This is a genomic window from Pleionea litopenaei (assembly GCF_031198435.1).
In the GTDB taxonomy this organism is placed as follows: Bacteria; Pseudomonadota; Gammaproteobacteria; order Enterobacterales; family Kangiellaceae; genus Pleionea; species Pleionea litopenaei.
Window position 1 is genome coordinate 739,329 of sequence record NZ_CP133548.1, and the last position, 19,469, is coordinate 758,797.

At 38.6% G+C, this 19,469-nt stretch carries 16 protein-coding genes; 10 read left to right on the plus strand and 6 right to left on the minus strand.

Translation table 11 applies throughout. The features are described from left to right. Window positions 1–17: 17 nt before the first annotated feature. Entirely contained in the window at window positions 18–1,490 is a 1,473-nt protein-coding gene (locus tag Q9312_RS03200) for an amidohydrolase family protein (RefSeq protein WP_309203103.1), read from the plus strand. Between the two features lie 89 nt (window positions 1,491–1,579). On the opposite strand, the gene Q9312_RS03205 is transcribed toward Q9312_RS03200, so the two are convergent. Continuing rightward, window positions 1,580–1,918 carry a zinc ribbon domain-containing protein YjdM gene (locus Q9312_RS03205; protein WP_309203104.1) on the minus strand — a complete coding sequence of 113 codons (339 nt, stop codon included), beginning with the start codon at window positions 1,916–1,918 and terminating at the stop codon, window positions 1,580–1,582. 593 nt (window positions 1,919–2,511) lie between these two features. On the opposite strand from Q9312_RS03205, the gene asnB reads away from it, so the two are divergent. From asnB to Q9312_RS03220, 3 genes are all read left to right on the plus strand, one after another. Continuing rightward, window positions 2,512–4,533 (plus strand): asparagine synthase (glutamine-hydrolyzing), encoded by a 2,022-nt coding sequence (asnB, locus tag Q9312_RS03210; protein WP_309203105.1) that lies wholly within the window; start codon window positions 2,512–2,514, stop codon window positions 4,531–4,533. 191 nt (window positions 4,534–4,724) lie between these two features. Continuing rightward, a complete protein-coding gene (locus Q9312_RS03215) occupies window positions 4,725–5,024 on the plus strand; it encodes a hypothetical protein (protein ID WP_309203106.1) in 300 nt (99 codons plus the stop codon). A 46-nt stretch (window positions 5,025–5,070) separates the two neighbouring features. Continuing rightward, a complete protein-coding gene (locus Q9312_RS03220) occupies window positions 5,071–6,510 on the plus strand; it encodes a LuxR C-terminal-related transcriptional regulator (protein ID WP_309203107.1) in 1,440 nt (479 codons plus the stop codon). On the opposite strand, the gene Q9312_RS03225 is transcribed toward Q9312_RS03220, so the two are convergent. Next, a complete protein-coding gene (locus tag Q9312_RS03225) occupies window positions 6,507–7,397 on the minus strand; it encodes a hypothetical protein (RefSeq protein WP_309203108.1) in 891 nt (296 codons plus the stop codon). The genes Q9312_RS03220 and Q9312_RS03225 overlap by 4 nt on opposite strands. A gap of 321 nt (window positions 7,398–7,718) precedes the next feature. Here Q9312_RS03225 and Q9312_RS03230 point away from each other — a divergent pair, with 321 nt between their 5' ends. Beyond that, window positions 7,719–8,690 (plus strand): hypothetical protein, encoded by a 972-nt coding sequence (locus tag Q9312_RS03230; RefSeq protein ID WP_309203109.1) that lies wholly within the window; start codon window positions 7,719–7,721, stop codon window positions 8,688–8,690. Between the two features lie 329 nt (window positions 8,691–9,019). After that, complete coding sequence (locus Q9312_RS03235; RefSeq protein ID WP_309203110.1) at window positions 9,020–9,829, plus strand: hypothetical protein; 810 nt, start codon at window positions 9,020–9,022, stop codon at window positions 9,827–9,829. Window positions 9,830–9,915: 86 nt separating this feature from the next. Here Q9312_RS03235 and Q9312_RS03240 read toward each other — a convergent pair whose 3' ends face one another. The 4 genes from Q9312_RS03240 to Q9312_RS03255 form a co-directional block, all read right to left on the minus strand. Next, a complete protein-coding gene (locus tag Q9312_RS03240; protein WP_309203111.1) occupies window positions 9,916–10,854 on the minus strand; it encodes a hypothetical protein in 939 nt (312 codons plus the stop codon). A gap of 256 nt (window positions 10,855–11,110) precedes the next feature. Then, entirely contained in the window at window positions 11,111–13,027 is a 1,917-nt protein-coding gene (locus Q9312_RS03245; RefSeq protein WP_309203112.1) for a hypothetical protein, read from the minus strand. A gap of 282 nt (window positions 13,028–13,309) precedes the next feature. Beyond that, complete coding sequence (locus Q9312_RS03250) at window positions 13,310–13,636, minus strand: hypothetical protein (protein ID WP_309203113.1); 327 nt, start codon at window positions 13,634–13,636, stop codon at window positions 13,310–13,312. A gap of 56 nt (window positions 13,637–13,692) precedes the next feature. Further along, window positions 13,693–14,664 (minus strand): hypothetical protein, encoded by a 972-nt coding sequence (locus Q9312_RS03255; protein WP_309203114.1) that lies wholly within the window; start codon window positions 14,662–14,664, stop codon window positions 13,693–13,695. Between the two features lie 435 nt (window positions 14,665–15,099). On the opposite strand from Q9312_RS03255, the gene Q9312_RS03260 reads away from it, so the two are divergent. From Q9312_RS03260 to Q9312_RS03275, 4 genes are all read left to right on the plus strand, one after another. Beyond that, window positions 15,100–15,942, plus strand: a complete 843-nt coding sequence (locus Q9312_RS03260; protein WP_309203115.1) for an AAA family ATPase — start codon at window positions 15,100–15,102, stop codon at window positions 15,940–15,942. A gap of 19 nt (window positions 15,943–15,961) precedes the next feature. Continuing rightward, window positions 15,962–17,137 (plus strand): vWA domain-containing protein, encoded by a 1,176-nt coding sequence (locus Q9312_RS03265; protein ID WP_309203116.1) that lies wholly within the window; start codon window positions 15,962–15,964, stop codon window positions 17,135–17,137. A gap of 127 nt (window positions 17,138–17,264) precedes the next feature. After that, window positions 17,265–17,585 carry a PAS domain S-box protein gene (locus Q9312_RS03270; RefSeq protein WP_309203117.1) on the plus strand — a complete coding sequence of 107 codons (321 nt, stop codon included), beginning with the start codon at window positions 17,265–17,267 and terminating at the stop codon, window positions 17,583–17,585. A 42-nt stretch (window positions 17,586–17,627) separates the two neighbouring features. Continuing rightward, a complete protein-coding gene (locus Q9312_RS03275) occupies window positions 17,628–19,403 on the plus strand; it encodes a bifunctional diguanylate cyclase/phosphodiesterase (protein ID WP_309203118.1) in 1,776 nt (591 codons plus the stop codon). Window positions 19,404–19,469 lie beyond the last annotated feature (66 nt).

Consider the following 19,469-nt stretch of genomic DNA (forward strand, 5'->3'; position numbering starts at 1 on the left):
ATTGTGGAGAATCGACAATGGCTAACATCAAATCACGATACCCGAAAACGTTCATTGGTTTATTACTTTATAAGTCAGGCCTATATCTTTGCCTTGGTATTTTTGCAATAACCTTGCTTTTTTTCTTGGTCGCAAGTTATTTCAATTACAGCTATAACGGAAGTCTTCCTAAAGTTAATCAGATCCCTATTGTACTTGATCAGGTTTCAGTTATTGATGTGACCGCTGAAGATGCGAGCCGCGCATTAATTCCTAACCAGCAAATTGTGATCGAGCATGACCGAATAACCCAAATCAAACCCGCAGGTTCACCGATCAATAAAAACTATATAAGACTTAACCTATCAGGAAAATACGTTGTTCCAGGCTTTTTTGATATGCACGTTCATATTCAAGATCCGCAACAGCTGGCGTTAGCAATGTCTTATGGCTTTACCAGTGTCCGTGATCTTAGTGGACAAAAGCGACACCTAGCCTGGAAAAATCAACTTAAAAGACAAACTTGGTTGGGCAGCAACCTCTTCGTCAGCTCACCAATCATCAATGGCAAAAGTGGTCATATACTAAACCAAATCATTACCACGTCGAGCCAAGCAAAAAAGTTCGTTCAATTTGTTCACGAAAAAGGTTTTGACCTAATCAAGGTGTATGGCTACGTCAATAAAGACGTGTATGAAACCATAGCTAAAGAAGCGAGCCGATTAAATATGCCGATAGCAAAGCATGCCCCTCACCCGGTCGAGGGTTCAAATTGGGACTATTTGAAAGGCTTACAGTCATTGGAGCACGTAGAAGACATCTTTCAAGGACCATTAAACTATGAATTTGACATCGACAAAGCATCGGATGTCGCAAAGCGCTTAAAACAACTGAATGTACCAGTCACTCCTACACTCGCTACCTTTGATCACTTGACTCAGTTGAGCCGCAACAAACATGAATATATAAAGCAATTCAATAAAAATCTGCATAATCCATTTTATTTAGACTTAAAAGAAACTCATACCATTGCAAGGTGGCTAAACGCCTCAGAAGCCCACGGAGACTACAATAAACGTGAGCTAGACTTCCTTAAGCAAGTTGTATATTTACTGCATGAAAATGATGTGCCTATGGTTTTGGGATCCGACGGAGGAACCATGTATACCCTTGCTGGTCCCGCAGGTATTAGAGAAATTGAACTATTAACTGAGTCAGGGCTGGCACCCTTAGACATAATAAAAATGGCGACTTATAACTCAGCCGTTGCTTTGGGTGTACAAGAACATCAAGGTGTAATAATTGAGAGTAGTATTGCGGATCTCATAATACTCGATGAAAATCCATTAAATAATTTGCAGACCGTAAAAAGCCCATTCGCTATTGTTAAAAGTGGTCAATGGCTAGACCGTGAAGCCATAAAGAAAATACAGTTTAATGCAGAAAAAACTGACTCCTGGTTCAAAACGGCTATTCAGGTCATTGATGACTGGATCTGGCGTAATGTTTAATTAACCAATCTTATGATTCAATCTAACTCTTTGAAGGCGCGGGTTTAAACTCCGCGCTGATTTTTCATTCAATCGAAAACAAGTTTAACTCAGGCTTTCTTCACGAACTCTGACTTTAACATCATATTTCCCGCACCATCGACTTTACAGTCAAGATCATGATCGCCATCGACAAGTCTTTTAATCGTGGCTTTTGTACCTACCTTCAAGGTCGTTGATGTTCCTTTGACCTTGAGGTCTTTAATCAGAGTCACTTTGTCACCCTCTGCTAATAGATTCCCATTACTGTCTTTCACGACAAATTCCGACGCTTCTTCCAATACATTTGGGTCCCACTCGTGACCGCATTCGGGACAAATTAAAACATTTCGGTCTTCGTAAGCGTACGGAGATTGGCACTTAGGGCATGGGGGTAGCTGAGATGACATAATCAAGGCATTCCGGTTGATAAACAAAAGGGAGATTATAACCGATCAAAACAGCTTTGAGAGAACTAATGTGGAGATTAAGTGCCTCTTACGAGGCACTGAAACTGATATGAGGTATTCTTAACAGCTATTAACACTAAGCGAATGCTACCAAATCTATCGAAAATACTGGCTTAACGAGTACCTGACTGGCTCCGCCAAGAACTAGCGCTGATGGGCGTAAACAAATTGAGCCATTCGCGATTCAACTGTAACTCAAACAATGTCCCTTACTTGACCACCCACTGGGTGTGGACTAACCAAAGAGAAAAGCAATTGCAGCATGTGTGCCACAATGCGCTAGTCGTGAGTGACCAAGTAAGCGCCTATCTGGCTGGACGTTTAAAGACTAATACACATAGCACTATTCTGATATTGCATTTGCGACAGATATTGGACTGCAGGCGACAAACCTCTCTAAAAACCAGCGATAATCAGACATTTAAAGTTAACGTTTACTCCCTTGAGATTCCGTAATAATGTTGCAAACCCCTGATTATCAAGAGATACTTGATGTTGCAGGACTGAATTATTGATTTTTTGGAGCGTTAACCGTGTGCGGATTTTCTGGCTGTTTGAATTTTAATCAACCCAATTACTGTAGTCTCGACGTACTTAAATCGATGGGGTCAATGTTAGAGAACCGTGGTCCTGATGATGAAAATATTTATCAAGATTCCTCTTTGTCATTTGTCTTTAGGCGCTTGTCCATTGTCGATCTAAGCGGTGGAGCTCAGCCAATATGGGACTCTGAAGGTCGCTATTGGGTTGCCGTCAACGGCGAAATTTACAATCACAAAGAACTAAAAGAACAGTATTTTCCGACGATCAACTTTGCTACACAATCTGATTCTGAAATCGTTCTTCATCTTTATAAAAAGCTGGGGCCTGAAGCTTTCAGCAAGCTCAATGGCATGTTTGCGGTTTGTATTTATGACAGTCACTCGCAAACACTTACTTTGGCTAGAGATAGACTGGGAATCAAGCCACTGTATTACAGTTCTCATGACAAGGGATTCCATTTCTCATCTGAGTTAAAAGCATTATTAATTCACCCAGACGTATCAAAAACTATCAATTGGCAAGACAGTCAAGTCATCGGCTTACAAGATAATGAAATAATCCCGACTTACGTAGAGGGTGTCAGGCATTTTCCCGCCGGTCATTATGTTGAAATTGCTCAAGACATGAAAATCGAAATAACACCGTTTTGGAATATCAAAGCGTATTTGACCGAAGATAAAGAGCAACAACTTAACGAGAATGAAATTGAGCAACAATATTTAGCGTTGCTTAAACAATCGGTTAATTATCGATTAATGTCAGATGTTCCGGTGGGTATTTTCTTAAGTGGCGGATTAGACTCGTCGATCTTAGCAGCACTTGCCGTAGAGCAAAATCCAGACATTCATTGTTTTACAGTCGTCGAATCCAATACATGTCGTTCCGGTGATGTTGATAATGCTAAACTCGTATGTGATAAACTGAATATCAATTTTCACCCTATTCTATTCGATCGAACGGAAATGATTGAACGTTTTAATCTTTATGAATTAGAACGCATGATTCATGTAATGGAGTCTCCTAGATTTGATTTAGAGTGGTATTACAAATCAGAATTGCACCGAGCAGCAAAGAATATTGTACCTGAGCTAAAAGTCATTTTATTGGGACAAGGTGCCGATGAGTTTGCAGGTGGATATTCGAGAACACTCACTTCTCCATGGCAAAATTGGGAAGAATATATAAGCGGTGAAGTTGCACCATCATTGAAAGAGCGACAAATACACCAGCACCATGTTCCAGAGCGCTTTCAAGATCTTATCGACGCTATACCAGATGATTTATCGATTACAAATGCCTACAAGAAAAAAATGCATGCTTTATGTTACCAGCTACAACACTTCAATCTTTGGCACGAAGATCGAACAAGTTCTTTTCACGGTATTGAATCAAGAGTTCCTTACTTAGATCATCGCTTAGTCGAGTTTCTATCGACGGTACCCAGTGAATTCCATGAAAGTCTGTTTTGGAACAAAACACTAATAAGAAAGACCGTTAAAGAATTAATGAACTTCTATCCAGATGACCATGCAAAGGTTCCTTTTTTCTTATCTGACGACAATACATCCATCGATCAAGTCGCCAAACTCATCTGTAAGAATGTGTATGATGAGTTTGAAGAGAAATACTTAGTATCCAATAAAAGTTATTTTTCACAGTCATCTCTCAGAAATCTATTTGAGCAGTCACAACAGAATAATCCAGAGAGCAGTGGCTGCGCTTGGCAACTCATTGAAATTATGTCATTGGTAATATTTGAAGACTTTATAAAACGAACAGAGTCATTTGTTAAAACAACCCGAAGTGCGCAGCAACCCATTTATCCTGAAATTAGTGTTGACCAATGGTCTTCAACGATTGACCAATTGAAAAAAGGAAACGAGACTGACTTTCAAAATCAGTGGAGCATGGATTCTATAGTGGCAATACCTGAGCACTGTGAGATCGTAAACCCACTATCAGAAGAAGACGGTAATACCGTGCTCATTCTATTATTAAGAAAAAAGAATTGAGTCGTATTGTAATTCCAGAGCAGTACGATTGGATTACTATGCTTCTCGATGCACTAGGCTTTAACCGAAGTAATCCTAAGCCGTTATCACATTGGGTTAGTAAGTTAAATGTGGACCCTCAAACTTTAGTAAATATATTAGCGAACCTCGTAAATGGCGGGTTCCTTGTAAAATTGAATTAGGGTAATTAAATGATTAAAGACTTCTTAAAACGGAAAGAAATTACAAAGCATGCAAAGTTGATTGTATCGCAGCACTTAAACGAGCTAGGTATAAAAAAGATTAAAGAATCTGAAAGTGACAAAGCAGAGAAAAAACTAGATAAAGTGATAAAGAATATAAAATACGATTTATCTAAATTAAGGCACAAAGAAAAATATGGTGTGTATGGAAAAGCCAAACTGTTAAAAGAAGTTCAGAATTGCCTTAATGAAACAGAACTGACAGAAGAAACCATCGCTAGAATTATGAAAGAACTATTCTACATTTAAAATTAGAGTTAGAAAGTTGTTGTTCTAGTACAAGGATATCATCGAAATGGGAACTCTTAATGATTTAACATTACGACAACTAGAAATTTTAAAACTTTTATCGAAAGGCTTGAGTAACAAGGAAATTGCTAACCTCCTTGATATTTCACTGAATACCGTCAAAGTACATGTCAGCTCACTAATGCGCTCATTAGAGGTTGAAAACCGAACTGAGGCGGCATTTGCTTACAAAGAACTACACGATATAGAACAAGGTCAAAAAGTTTTAACTACAGACGACTATTTAGAAACCATACAGCCTATCACCTTATCTATGCCAGTGGTTGCTGCACTAGCACTAGAAAATAGGTCGCAAGAAGCTTTCTTTGAACATATTGGTGAAAGTATTTCGGAAGATCTGTTGATACGTTTATCTTCTTCTAGATTATTTAATGTCATTAGTTTTCGCTCAAGTCGTCGCTATTCGCATGAGGACTTACTAGACGATGTTATAGAAAAGCTTCATTGCGATTATTTAATAACGGGATCCGTTCGCTGGCAAGATGACGCAATCAAGCTCAATATCGAGTTCATACGGTGCATAGATAAACAACCGATTTGGCGAGAAATATTAAATTTTCATGTCGATGATATCGTTTCAACTTTACAGAAGATCTCGACGTCTATTGCCAGCAGCATTAATATTCAAATTACTGAAGATCAAGCTTTATCTACCCCTCCTATTACTGGCGATATCTGGCATCACGCTATGAAAGGCTTATGGTATTTAAATCAAAGAGAGAAAAAGCATTGTCTGGCAGCGTTACATAGATTTGAAACCTGCCTCGAGCAGCAGCCTACCTGGGCATTGCTTTTTTATGCTCGGGCAATGGCTAATTACCAACTGTTTTTTGAACAATGGTGCGAGCCTGATGAAATAAAAGTTGATGACATTGAAGCGGATGCAAAGCAATCAATTAGGCTAGACCCATTATTCGCAGAGGGCCATCTAGCCTTTGCCCTATCACAAATTGCTAAAGGGCAAATGATGGTAGCTTATCAATCATTGGTTAGAGCCCTTGAGCTAAATCCGAGTCTACCTCGGGCTCATAGTTTACTTGGGCAATTAAGCGGTATGGCTGAAGATTACACTTCCGCTATTAAACACCTCAACTTAGCACTAAGAATGAATCCTAGAGACCCCGAAAGGTGGAGCTATTATGCTGCATTGGCTATGACCTTTTATGCCAAAGGTGAGTATTCTAAAGCCATTAGTTACGCTGGAGAGTCTCTTTCATTTGGCAGTCACTCAGCGATTCCGCATATTGCGCTTATAGCATCTTACTCGTCTCTTCACGAAAAAGAAAAAGCTATTGAGGCTACTCAAAAATTTAAAGCAGCCTGCCCAACATTTAACACGGAAGGTCTCAAGTTAATGTTAAAAGGCGCTAAACCTGAAGCGGTCGCTAAACTTACTCATTTACTTGAAACCTTGGGAGTCGATTAATCAACATAGTTACCGACAAAGTGCAGCGTTTGGCAACGTTGTAGATCGCATGGTGATACACAATTTGCAGGTAAAAGACGGCTACCTGCTATTACGGTTTGCTTCACAGAAGGCATTCCCTTCATTGTCATTTGCTCAACTAGTAACTGGTTAGCCTGATAAAACAAAGGGTTTTCTTCCGCCATAAAATCCTCTAAGTTATCTAGAAACTGTTCGCAATCTAGCGGCAAGTTCTGAGGAAGCTCATTCCCGCTTCGGTGGCGACCTATCACTTCAATTTCTAGACCGTAGGGCTTTCCATTTCCATCGCTAGCATCCCAAAAACTTTGAGCAACGACCTCAGAACATATCACCGATCTCGATTCGCTGTGCTTTATGTGTTTTTCATACCACTCTCTAAGTTTAGTAAGCGCTACACCACCAAAAAGTTCAATAATATCTTTCAACAGACTGATTGATGTAACCTTTCTCATAATCACCAACATCGCGACCAGAACCAATTCATCATAAGCATATGGCATTCCAAGCATCGTATGAGAAGCATTCGTGACCGGTAATGACGGTAAACTGACATCCAACGGATTACCTTCACTGTCTAAAAATCGATAAACATGGAGGTAACTTTGATGCTCTATTTGTCTTACTGGTTCACTAGCCACTACACCTTTTGTCGTTGCTTGAACAAAATGCTTACCGTCAAACACTGCAGCATGAGAATAATCACCGCCATCCAAAGCAACTATAATATCGGAAATACATAATCCTTTTCCTGTACAAATCCCCCTCGATAAGATGACATCCCCCGGTAAAAGGTCTTTTAATGCCATATCGGGTAGTGCATTGTGTTTCAGCTGGTGCCCTAACTTGGTTTGATTGAAATTAGTCATAATGAATCTCCTGACAAATAATATCGCGTATTCAAATATCCTTACTACTGGAATGGAAAGCTCATAAATATCGAGCACTTAGTATCCCTATATGACCTAAGGCCAATAACGCACTAAAAGGATTTGTAAACACTAGCAATGAAATCGCAGTTTAGCATCACCCAAAAGTATTAGATTGCGAATAATTCATTTAGGTAAGTGTTAAAAATTTTGGGTTTTCATACTATGAGCTTACTTTGTTGCTAAGAAACAAAGTCATTAGGTTCCATCAATACAAATCCACTTTTTGATATTTGTAGTACAAACTTAAGGAGTAAGATCATGACAAATCTCGTCAAATTTGAATCTTCAAACATACTTTACAATCAGAGTTTTTTTGACCTAAAGACTGTTCAAAGTTTTCTAAAGATGACTCCAGAGGACAATAGCATCTCGAAAGCAAAGACCAGTTTAAAAGAATTTTCGACTTTAGCTAATGACCAACCTGCTCCAGCACAAGATGCCAGTGTTTCAGGTATTACCGACACTATGTCTCTCGAAGATATTATTGAAAAGACAATCACTGAGTCATCAAAAGATCCAGAGCTTGCTAAAGAGATTTCCATAAGTAAAGAAAAGCTCAAAAAAGAACTTTCAAACAACTTAACCGCTGCTCTTACATCAGAAATTGACCCAAAACTTCTTAAACATAATTTAAATTCATTCAGTTTGACTGAAAAAGAATGCGAATCTGGCATCGATTATTTTATAAACAACGAACATATTTTACACATTCCAACCAAAGATGCAGGAAGTCCACTAGCGGTCAGCTTTGAAATGATTATTGCATGGACAATGCTTATTTGGCATTCAATATCATTTATCGCAACCGTTGTTAGCATCTGGATGCCAAAAGCCGATGGAAAAAGAGTATCTGAAGTTGGTAAAGTTGTGCAGAAAGAAGCTAGCTATTGGCGCAGGTTTATTGATCAAATGAAGAGAATCAAAGACGCCGTTGATGCCAATGAGAAAGTCCAATGCTTTATAGAAGCCTTCAAGAAAATCAATGTATTCCTGCAATTTAAGAATGTCGTTAAGTCAATCTTATCAAATCTTAAATGGTATGAAATTACCTTGGCGGTTATGCAGTTTATTTGCGCGGTCGCTACTTTGTTCGTTACTGCGGGAGCTTCGCTCGTTGCAAAACTCATTAAACTTGCCAGCAACTTAATCAGTATCGTTCAAGACGTTATTGCAATACTAAAACTCGAAGGAAAACTGTCTCTAAAAGATAGTGTCTCAAATGTTGCCTAAGGGTATTATTCATTTACCTAAGAAAGAACAGATACATTGCTAATCTAATTGTGATGCCTTGTTTTTATATTATCGAATTCAATGCATCACTCTCTCCTTCTATAGACCTCGAAAATCTCAAATACTTTTCATATGAGATATATGTAAATATTTCGTAATAAGTAGATAAATATTGAGACTCCTGTATCGCGAAATAATTAGCCAGCTATTTTTGCATTGTCCAAAACTATACTGTTCATAATTTTAGAATTGGACACATTAATGTAAGAAATACCCAGTAAGGTTAATTGTCGCATCATTATCAAACCAAAATTAATAAAGGACTTTTTATGAAAAAAATACTTAGCATTGGAGCTTTATTAGCTGCTTCTACTTTGAGCTTACATAGCGCAGCAGAAACCTTTATCTACCAAGTTGAAAACTTAGGCGTGAATACTCAGTCAGCGTATCCAAATCTTGATCTCAACCAATTAAAATCTATTCGAGTAATTGTTGAGAAAGATTCTTGGAACGATGAAGGTCAGATCAAACGTATGGACCTTGACTTTGAAAATGCTACTGATTTAACCATCACTAATTTTTCAAGTGAATTTACGACCTATCGTGCGATTGTAAATGGCGCCTGGGTTTATAAACAAGTCGCCGCTGAGCTGAATGTTTATGGTCCCATCAATGACTCTACTTCGTTCGACTTAAAGCTTCACGTCGTTGAGCAAACCAGCAATTTAAACAACCCAGCTGAATCTTATGGCCTACAAATCCTGCAAGCACTGGGTAATTTTAAAGATATGACGCCTAATAAACTCGCAGATGCGTCCAATGTGACCGTTGATGGGAAAAGATTAAACCTTAAACTGTTCCAGAAAGCTGAGACAGGTATGAATGGCGAAGGGTTTCGTATTGATGCTTCTTGGCTAGGTCATGGCGACAGAACTTTGTTTTTAAACGCGCCTTTTGCACCGCCAGAATACGGACGCTTTAAAGCAATAGCCATTGATTTAAACTCAGTGACCCTTCCCGATGGAAATGTCGATCATCAAATTCAAGTTCGATATGAAGATGAGTTTGGAGCGCAAATGACGAGTGGATATGAGCCGCTACAATATTTATTAGACGTAGCCTATCCTCCACAGCCGTAACAGAAAAGGCTCGCTTAAATTCTGAGCGAGCCTTCTGCTTAATTAATACGACACCATTTTTTACTTGGTTGACACTAGCGGGTTACTCAGTTGACACTACCGGGCTTTGGCTGACACCCTGTCGAACCAACCGAACAATTTGCTGGTGGAGGCGCACACCCGTCAGGGTCTTCTTTACAGCTTGATGCAAGATAGAGTTGGCTACGCACAAATATACCCCCGTAACCCGTATTAAATGCCGTCATAGAACGGCAAACTTCTTCAAATCCCGACGCCAAACAAAACGCATTACTTGGAAGATAATTCAGTTTTTGCAGCTGATTGCCATTCTCGTCGTAATAGTTTCCATTTTTTTGCACAAAGAAAACGTTCCATCGACGTTGCTGACTCCGCATTGGTTCGCGGATCAAGTTAACAAAGTAGTTATCTTCAGACTTAACTTCAACCGCGACCGGATTCTCTACAAAATGAAAGCCATTTAAAGAGATACTATCTAGCTCTGCATTAACTTGGTTTTCAACCACTTGATCAAAACGAGCCGTACCGATCCAGTTGGGAGCTAAATAATTTAAATATAATCGGTTCCAATAGCCTGCAATAGACTCTCCACTACCTGCATATTCTGAAAAGTCGAAGCTCGAATTAAACCAATTAATATTATTAATGAAGCTATTGAAATAGTTCTGGGCGATTACCGAATTTGGCTGCATGGTAACGACCAGCTCAACGGTCGAACCAGCCGTTCTTGTTCCAAATCGAGAGTTTGCTCTTCGCTGCCACGCGACATTGACTGTTTTAAAGGCTTTAGCTGTTATATCCGCGACAATGTAACGCGCCGACTGATTACTGGTGATAGCATTCTCATCGAATGGAAAGTTTTGTTCAAAATGTATTCTAGCGGTATTTTGAAAATCATAGTTTGATTTACAATTGTTACAGTTCAAAAAGTACTCGCCGGAAGAATAAACCTCCGAACTTGCTTTGAAACTGAAAAGCATTGCCACTAGCAATAAATAAATTCTCATAATGTCCCTCAATATAAATGTCCAATTAAAACCAGCGCAATATATCATCTCAAAAGACAATTGTGAGTGAGTTATTACGAAAATGTGAAATAATTACGATCTTATCGCTAGATAGCCATTTAGCGCAAAACATCACCAGTTTAAGGAAAATCAAGATTTAAAGTTTAATATGATGTTTTCGTCGATCTTCCATCATTAAACGCGGTAGGTTTCAGCACATACAGTGAGTAGAACTCACTTTTAGACATAAAAAAAGCTAAATGGTAAATGCGCTACAGTAGTATCCCGATGGCTTTGTCGAGTCGTCTATTTTCAGTCGCTCGTCGTGCTTGATGATTTCATTGTATAATTCATAGTTAGTCTGACGGATTTCAGCCATTCGTTTTAAATGGTAATCCTTAATTTCTGGCTGAAATTTCAAAACGGATAAAATAAGTAAAAGCTTATCAAAATTCTTTTCATCGCAATTCGAACGTAGAGCGATAGCTAAAGCGTCTGCACGGTCAGTGGAAAATCGATAAGTGAATTGGTTCTCATAAAGCCATATTACATTGGATATCTTGCATTGCGAAGTAAATATCTCAACTAAACTTCTGTCATTTTTTGTTGGCAAATTTAAATCATAGCCAAGTTGATCTAAAAGCGCGATATGACTTATGTCAATGAAACTACCATAGCCAGACACCAACAGGTCAAAGAACTCTTCTTGAGAAGGCATCAGATCATGATTAACCAACAGGCTAACCTGTGACCCACGAGTTAATAGAAAAGTCGCCAACAATTGCGCCTTTTGAGAATCTGATAAGTCTTCTTTTAAAGCTTCTTCAACGATGCTTTGCGGAGACTCACCCTTGCCGATTCGCGTTGTCCAACCTACTAATTGACTAAATTGTTTTTCGGTCATTCTGTCTGGAAGAAGATAAATAAAATGAGGATCATGGTCAAAACAATCAACCATCCCCGGTTCGATTTCTGCTAGACGATTTCTCAACGCTAGGCTTTCTTTCAACGAGTTTCTGCTTTCGCCAGCTTGATTGGATTTATCTCGCAGTACGTCATTAAGCTCGTATTTCTTAACACCAATTTCAGCTCTATCAACTAAATCAATGCAACTTTCATAGTAGTTTAACGACTTCACTCCATTGTTGATAAAAAAGGACTCTTTATGCGAATATAAGCGCTTGAACAGCTCATTATATGGATTCGACTTTAACATTTCTTCTTTATCTTGAATCTCTCGAAAATGTATCCCCTTTTGCTGAAATAAAGATAAATCAGATAAAGACAGTCGCGTTTGCTCTTGTTCAGGTCCAATTTCCACCGTTCCGTCAACACCTATCGTATACCTAACTTCCATTCCCTGCGCAGTTAGCATTTCAAAAATAGGTTGGTATTTAGAATCTAAATCTGCTTTATAAAAAGAGACTAATTTCTCTAATGAATTATTTTGCCAGGGCAGATCTAAAGCTTTCCCTCCGTGATCGAAATACAAACGAAGTAGATCGGAAAAACCCATCGTTGCCAGATAGCCACCTAAATTTTCATGTCTATTTTTTAGTACACTTGAGATATCTTTGATTTTAGGAAATACTAATTCAAACGTAATTTTATTAGCTCTTCGCCCCCGCAACATCTCTAAAATATCACTGGGAGTATAGGAAGAAGCCTTTAGAATATCGTTAGGAGTAATCTTGTTCCACAATATAATGTCATCTACTAAGATACTAGTATTATAGTTATTGGATATTGACTCAATAAAATCAGACTGATCAATATCGACAGTCGGTTTATAAAAATGTTCTAACGCTAAGGGTAGTTTAAAGACATCAACGTTTTTTTCTTGTAATTTAAGAGTCATAACAATGTCTTTTAAACGATAAGTTTCAGACAAAACCTCAGTAGTCTCTTCTAAACTAGCCAACCACAACTTGGTAACACGCTCAAACTCTTGTTTATCAGTACGACATTGATGGATAATTTCATACTTAGTTAACTTGACAGGGTTATCGTCGCCGCTAGAGGTGAGTATCTCTGGCACATACAAAGTGTTTACCATTTCGTTAGCTAACTCTTTTGAATTGTGATTTTTATCAGACTCAAGAAAACCAACAATAAGGTAATAACTACCGCACATCAAAATTAAGAAAAGCAGCGATTTAACGAGTTTTGACATTAATTTTCCAGTTAAAACCTGTTTTATTCCAGGGAAAGGCTTCTTTCATCGGGTAAAAATTTATATTGTTATCCTTCAATCAAAATCTTCTACAAGCTATTCCATTAGCGCTTAAAAGCCCAATAACATCATCGAGCCCCATCAAGGCTCCATTACGAGATAATTTATAATAAAATTTCAATAAGTACAAGGCTAATTCTCTGTCTTCTACCCTATTAAAAATCGGCTCAGCCCGGCTTTCAAAATAATGAGTCAATGGCCAATTAAAATTAGTTTTACAGACTACACTGACATAGATAGCAGCGCCAATTTGCCTATTGCATCCGTGGCTTTATCTATCGCTTGCGCGGTTTTTTGAATTTTAAGTGCAATATCATTGATTTCTTCTTTTGCACTTTCTGCTAATTCACTCAATTCTTTAAGCGATGTCATAGCAGAACGAAGATCTTCATTTCCGTCTAACAAGGTTTCATTAGCTAAAATTTGAGCTTGGCGATCAAGCTCATTTTTCTTCTCAAGCAACTGCTCACATTGAGCGTCGTCGTCGCAAACTTGCCATAATTCATTCAGTTTGATTATTGCTCTATGTAATTCTTCTAATTGGCTCATCTAATATTCCTTTTTAGTAGTCCGATAATCTTAATAAAGTTTCAATCGTTTGGATGCTATTCTGGCTTTTTACACACTAATCCCTTTGTGTCATCGGCTACTATTTCAGTTTCGCAGGATAGCAATAAAGTCTCGAGATCGCCGTAATGGGTTTCAAGATCACGCAAACGCCCGATACTCTCAATCATCGCACTGCTGCTAAATCGATCTTGTTCAAGCTCACTTTTTAATGTCGAATGTGAAGACTTTATTTGTCGAATGGCGTTTATCGCGTGTGAAACGGATGCACTCGAAGACTGCATCGCCAAATACCTTTGATACAGCTCCTCAATCATTTTTCGTCTTTTCTTAAAAGTAGCTTTAGCGACCTTTGCATTGTAGTCTTTGATATAACCGGATAGCTCCGTGTGTTTCATAATGAATAAACGTTGCTCAATAACACCCTTTAACAATTCTTTTATCAAAACATCGCTGATAGTTTGTACATAAGGATCGGCTTGTACGATAATCTCTTTTAAAGCTTTACCTCTTTTTTCATCAGCGTAAATACTTCCCATTGCCGCAATAACTTTGCCAAAGCTGGCGCTTGACTCACTCGAAATCAAGTCATTTTCAGAATTAGTTAAGTTCTTATACTCTTCATTAAAAGCATTCAATGAGTAATAAAACTTAGAAGCGGCGAGATCGACCTCTATTCTCTGCCCAGCTCTAGCTAAATCAGCAAGAGAGTCAGCATAAGCACCTAATGCTTTATTCGCTTTATATAGTGCATATCGCTTTTTATCGGCGTCTCGAATCAGTACCTTCTCCACGCTATCAAAACTCGAACTTGTAATAGGCTGTCGACTTTGCGCTATTTTATTTAATTCATTATTGATGTTTTCTTGGTTAAATTCTCGAATTACGTCGTCGATTTTATCAGTCACACCCTTAGTAGCGGTGCCAAATGCTTGAATATTACCCGTGGGTGTTGACGCACACCCGCTTAACACAAGAAAACATAATCCACCGATTAGTCCTAACTTCACAAACCCACTCCTTGTTGCAATAATTATATTTTGGTTGCAATTGTTATATTTTGGTTGCAACGGTTATATTTTGAATACTGCTTGTTATCTTTAAATTATATCTAAAGCCTACTACTAACGAATGACTTCTGTGTTTTTTTTATTTGTTGCATCTCTGTCCTTGACGACGTTTTTATCTCCGTTTTTATCATATATAGGCATCAGCCATATTAACTCTAAGAACAGGTTGTTTTTTATACAAATCAACGAATAAGCCAAAGGTTGAACTTAGACTTTTTACCATGTTCTTACTTTGATCGCTATTACAGAGACGAGATATCAAAGTACATAAGGAGCAAGTCAAGGTCCTTCTGAAATTAAGCCATATTTTGCCTTTTAATCTCAAAGTTGAAATGTGCTAATATCGATGCATCTTTACTCGATTTAGAGGTATTCATGAGTTTTACTGGCACCGACAAATACATAGCGACAGCAGAACTGCAAATGGCGGTGAATGCGGCCAAGACTCTTCAGCGTCCTTTACTTATCAAAGGGGAGCCAGGAACAGGCAAAACCATGCTCGCGGAAGAAGTTGCCGACGCATTAAATATGCCATTAGTGCAATGGCACATCAAATCGACCACTAAGGCACATCAAGGGCTGTATGAATATGACGCCGTATCACGGCTCAGAGATTCACAACTCGGCGATGACCGAGTTCATGACATCAGCAATTACATCAAGAAAGGTAAGTTGTGGGAGGCGTTTACTTCAGAGCAACAAGCGGTCTTGCTAATTGATGAGATAGATAAAGCTGATATTGAGTTTCCAAACGATCTTTTACAAGAGCTCGATAAGATGGAGTTTTTTGTCTATGAGACAGGCGAGACCATTAAAGCCATTCATCGCCCTATTATTATCATTACGAGTAACAATGAAAAAGAATTACCCGATGCCTTTTTGCGGCGTTGTTTTTTTCACTATATAAGCTTTCCTGATAAAAATACGATGCAGCAAATTGTCAAAGTCCATTTTCCAAATCTTCAAAAAGATCTTATAGAGGAGGCCATGGATATTTTCTTTCAAGTAAGAGAAACCAGGGGATTAAAAAAGAAACCTTCTACTTCCGAGTTACTGGATTGGTTAAAACTTTTAGTTGCTGATGATATTTCAGAGCAGGCCTTAAAAGAGCGTGATCCTACAAAAGCTATCCCTCCATTATATGGCGCGTTATTGAAAAATGAACAAGACGTTCATTTACTTCAAAAATTAGCATTTATGTTAAAACGCGGCTCTTAATAGCTAAAGGCTCAGTACAATGCTAGTAAATTTTTTGTATAGGTTACGTCAAGTAGGTCTACCCGTAACTACCAAAGAGCTACTGGTGTTACTAGAGGCCTTAGATAATCGCCTAGCTTCATTCAGTATCGATGAGTTTTACTTTATTTCAAGACTTTGTTTAATCAAAGATGAAAAATATTACGACCGCTTCGATAAGGCATTTTCGATTTATTTCAATGATATTGATGATATCGATGAACTTCTTGAAGCACTCATTCCTGAAGATTGGTTACGGTCAGAATTCATAAAAAGCTTAACCGAGCAAGAAAAACAAGAGATTGAAGCGCTTGGTGGTCTCGAAAAATTATTGGAGACCTTTAAGGAACGACTGAAAGAACAGCAAAAGCGCCATGCTGGTGGCAACAAATGGATTGGAACCGGAGGAACATCCCCTTTTGGGCATAGCGGTTATCACCCTGAGGGCATTCGAGTTGGTGGAGAAAGTCAAAATAAGCGTGCTGCCAAGGTTTGGGAAAAGCGTGTCTTTCGTGATTTAGACGATGAAGTTGAACTCGGAACTCGCAATATGAAAGTTGCCTTGCGTAAATTGCGTAAATTTGCTCGTACCGGAGCAATGGATGAGTTAGATCTTGAGCAGACGATCAGCAGTACTGCAAGAAATGCTGGGTTGCTCGATATAAAAATGCTACCTGAAAGGCACAACTCAATTAAAGTATTGCTTTTTTTGGATGTTGGAGGCTCCATGGACCCTCACATTAAGGTATGCGAAGAACTTTTTTCTGCCTGTAAAACCGAATTCAAGCACCTTGAGTACTTCTACTTTCACAACTTTATTTATGAGAATGTTTGGAAAGATAACGCAAGACGTCACTCCGAAACGATACCACTTGAAGATATCATACATACCTATGGTTCCGATTATAAGGTAATCTTTATTGGTGACGCCTCTATGTCGCCGTATGAAATCTCTCACCCCTATGGCAGTGTCGAACATATGAATGAAGAACCAGGATACCTTTGGATGCAAAGAGTTAAAGCCCAGTTCGAAAAAGTCGTTTGGTTGAACCCAGTGGAACAAGACTATTGGAGGTACACCCACAGCATCGCTATGATTAGCCAACTGCTAGAAGAACACATGTATCCGCTTAACTTATCAGGAATCGAAAGTGCCATTAAATCGCTGTTACGCTAGTTGATTTAGCCTAACATTTGCTTCAAATCAATATTCAGGCATAAATACACTGTAACACCTTGCGCTTTACGGCTTGTTAACCTTTAATTGAAACTACCCTATTCTACCTTAATAATCAGGAACCCATATGCCGCACGGAGATCAAGGTAAGTCCGTTCAGCACATTTCCAATGGCGACGGTGACGTATTGTTGCATTGCTTTCCTGATATCATACTCGTCTCTGATGTTCACGGACGAATCATTTGGGTTAACGAACAAATTTCTGCCTTAGGATTTACCACCGACGATTTAATTGGCCAAACCATCGAAACGCTGGTGCCTAACCACATGCAGCAAACACACGTTAGTCTGCGAGAAGAGTATCTACAAGATCCCACCTTTAAGTCTATGACAAATGGCCGAAAACTTACATTAAAGACTCGAGACGGCCGCAATCTTAAAGTTTAAATAGAGTTGGTTCCAATAAAGTTTGACAAGCAACCCAGCATTTTGAGCATCGTTCGAATTGCTGCAAAGAACGCCAACACAAAGCAAATGTTAGCCCATACGGAAATGCTGCTTAAAGAATCGCAATCAATCGCTCAACTTGGTACCTGGGAATGGGATATTACGACTGGTTTTCTGTTCTGGTCCGATCAAATTTATCGGATTTTCGGTGTGCAAAAAGCAAAGTTCGAAGCAAGCTATGAAGGATTTCTATCATTTATACACCCTGACGACGTTAGTTTAGTTCAAGACGCTGTTAATCAAGCCGTTGAAAATAAAGCACCTTACAAAATTGTGCATCGAATAATCCAACCTGAAGGCAAAATCATTCACGTCGAAGAAAGAGGAAAAGTGTATTTTGATGAGTGCAATAAGCCTTTAAAAATGATTGGCACTGTACAAGACATTACTGAGAAGCACTTGATTCAATTAGCTATGGAAAAAGCCAATCAAACCATATTAAAAAATAAAGAACAGTTAAATCGATTAGCCTATTACGATTATTTGACTGAGCTACCAAATCGCAATTACTTTTTACAGTATTTAGAAGAACGACTCGCTGAATGTTCTCGAACTAACACCCCCTTCTCTTTACTATTTCTCGATTTAGATGGCTTTAAAGAAATCAACGACACACAAGGCCATGCGGAAGGTGATAGAGTCTTAAAAACGGTATCGGAGAAATTAACGAGTGTGCTCCCACAAGAGGCAATGATTTCTCGGCTTGGCGGCGATGAATTTGCGATTTTTATAAACAACTCTCTTAGTCAAGATATTGAACATGACATCCAACACTGGCTCGACGCTTTAAGCTTTAGAAAGATTTATGATGGAATCGAATTTAACGTTACTTTTAGTACTGGAGTTGTCTCCTATCCTAACGATGGAAAAAGCTTATCCGGCTTGATTAAAAACGCTGACATCGCTATGTACCAAGCGAAGGCGTTAGGTAAAAATCAATTCAGAATATTTGACCCGAAATTAGCAGAACGCCAAGAGCTACGAATTCGTTTGCAAACAGAGTTAGACATTGCTTTAAAAGAAGAGCAATTTGAAGTCTACTATCAACCGAAAATTTGTTTAAACTCAAATACATTATTAGAAGCGGAAGCGCTAGTTCGTTGGAAACATCCTCTACGCGGCTTAATTTCTCCTTTAGAATTTATTCCTCTTGCCGAAGAAACCGGCCAAATTCATGAGCTAGGCGCCTATGTTTTTCGTTCAACCTGTCAGTTTATTAACGAACTGAATACTACGCTAGATAAACCCGTGAGAATCGCAGTGAATGTTTCGGTCAAGCAGCTATTAAAAGAAAGTATTACACAAGACTTTTTCGATATCATCGACACTGTCGGTATAAAACCGAATCAAATTGAACTCGAGCTAACCGAAAGCGCAGTTATGGAAAACATAGTTGAAGCCAGAAAAGCGATATCTGCGTTTCAGAATCGAGGGATTAACATCGCGTTAGATGACTTTGGAACAGGCTACTCCTCGCTAAGCTATCTTGCTAAACTCACGATAAATACGTTAAAAATCGACCGTGAATTTATCAAAGATATACCTGAGTCTGAAGAGAGCAAAGCTATCTGTCGCTCAATCATCTCGCTGGCACACAGCTTAGGAAAATCCGTTGTTGCAGAAGGTATAGAAACCGAAGAACAATTAGCATTTTTAAAACAACTCAACTGCGATATTGCTCAAGGCTACTACTTCGCTAAGCCTATGAACAAAGAAGACTATATTAACTTCTGCAAAACTCAAAAAACGGAGTCTTAAACGCCAGTTCTTTCTAAACAGTAAATTTCTTAGCAACCTCTTCTAAATTGATCGCTAGCTCACTAA

Bases quoted from the DNA above. Each gene is read 5' to 3' on its own strand.
- Q9312_RS03200 (WP_309203103.1), top strand. From the start codon at position 18: ATGGCTAACATCAAATCACGATACCCGAAAACGTTCATTGGTTTATTA.
- Q9312_RS03205 (WP_309203104.1), bottom strand. From the start codon at position 1,918: ATGTCATCTCAGCTACCCCCATGCCCTAAGTGCCAATCTCCGTACGCT.
- Q9312_RS03215 (WP_309203106.1), top strand. From the start codon at position 4,725: ATGATTAAAGACTTCTTAAAACGGAAAGAAATTACAAAGCATGCAAAG.
- Q9312_RS03220 (WP_309203107.1), top strand. From the start codon at position 5,071: ATGGGAACTCTTAATGATTTAACATTACGACAACTAGAAATTTTAAAA.
- Q9312_RS03225 (WP_309203108.1), bottom strand. From the start codon at position 7,397: ATGACTAATTTCAATCAAACCAAGTTAGGGCACCAGCTGAAACACAAT.
- Q9312_RS03230 (WP_309203109.1), top strand. From the start codon at position 7,719: ATGACAAATCTCGTCAAATTTGAATCTTCAAACATACTTTACAATCAG.
- Q9312_RS03235 (WP_309203110.1), top strand. From the start codon at position 9,020: ATGAAAAAAATACTTAGCATTGGAGCTTTATTAGCTGCTTCTACTTTG.
- Q9312_RS03240 (WP_309203111.1), bottom strand. From the start codon at position 10,854: ATGAGAATTTATTTATTGCTAGTGGCAATGCTTTTCAGTTTCAAAGCA.
- Q9312_RS03245 (WP_309203112.1), bottom strand. From the start codon at position 13,027: ATGTCAAAACTCGTTAAATCGCTGCTTTTCTTAATTTTGATGTGCGGT.
- Q9312_RS03250 (WP_309203113.1), bottom strand. From the start codon at position 13,636: ATGAGCCAATTAGAAGAATTACATAGAGCAATAATCAAACTGAATGAA.
- Q9312_RS03260 (WP_309203115.1), top strand. From the start codon at position 15,100: ATGAGTTTTACTGGCACCGACAAATACATAGCGACAGCAGAACTGCAA.
- Q9312_RS03265 (WP_309203116.1), top strand. From the start codon at position 15,962: ATGCTAGTAAATTTTTTGTATAGGTTACGTCAAGTAGGTCTACCCGTA.
- Q9312_RS03270 (WP_309203117.1), top strand. From the start codon at position 17,265: ATGCCGCACGGAGATCAAGGTAAGTCCGTTCAGCACATTTCCAATGGC.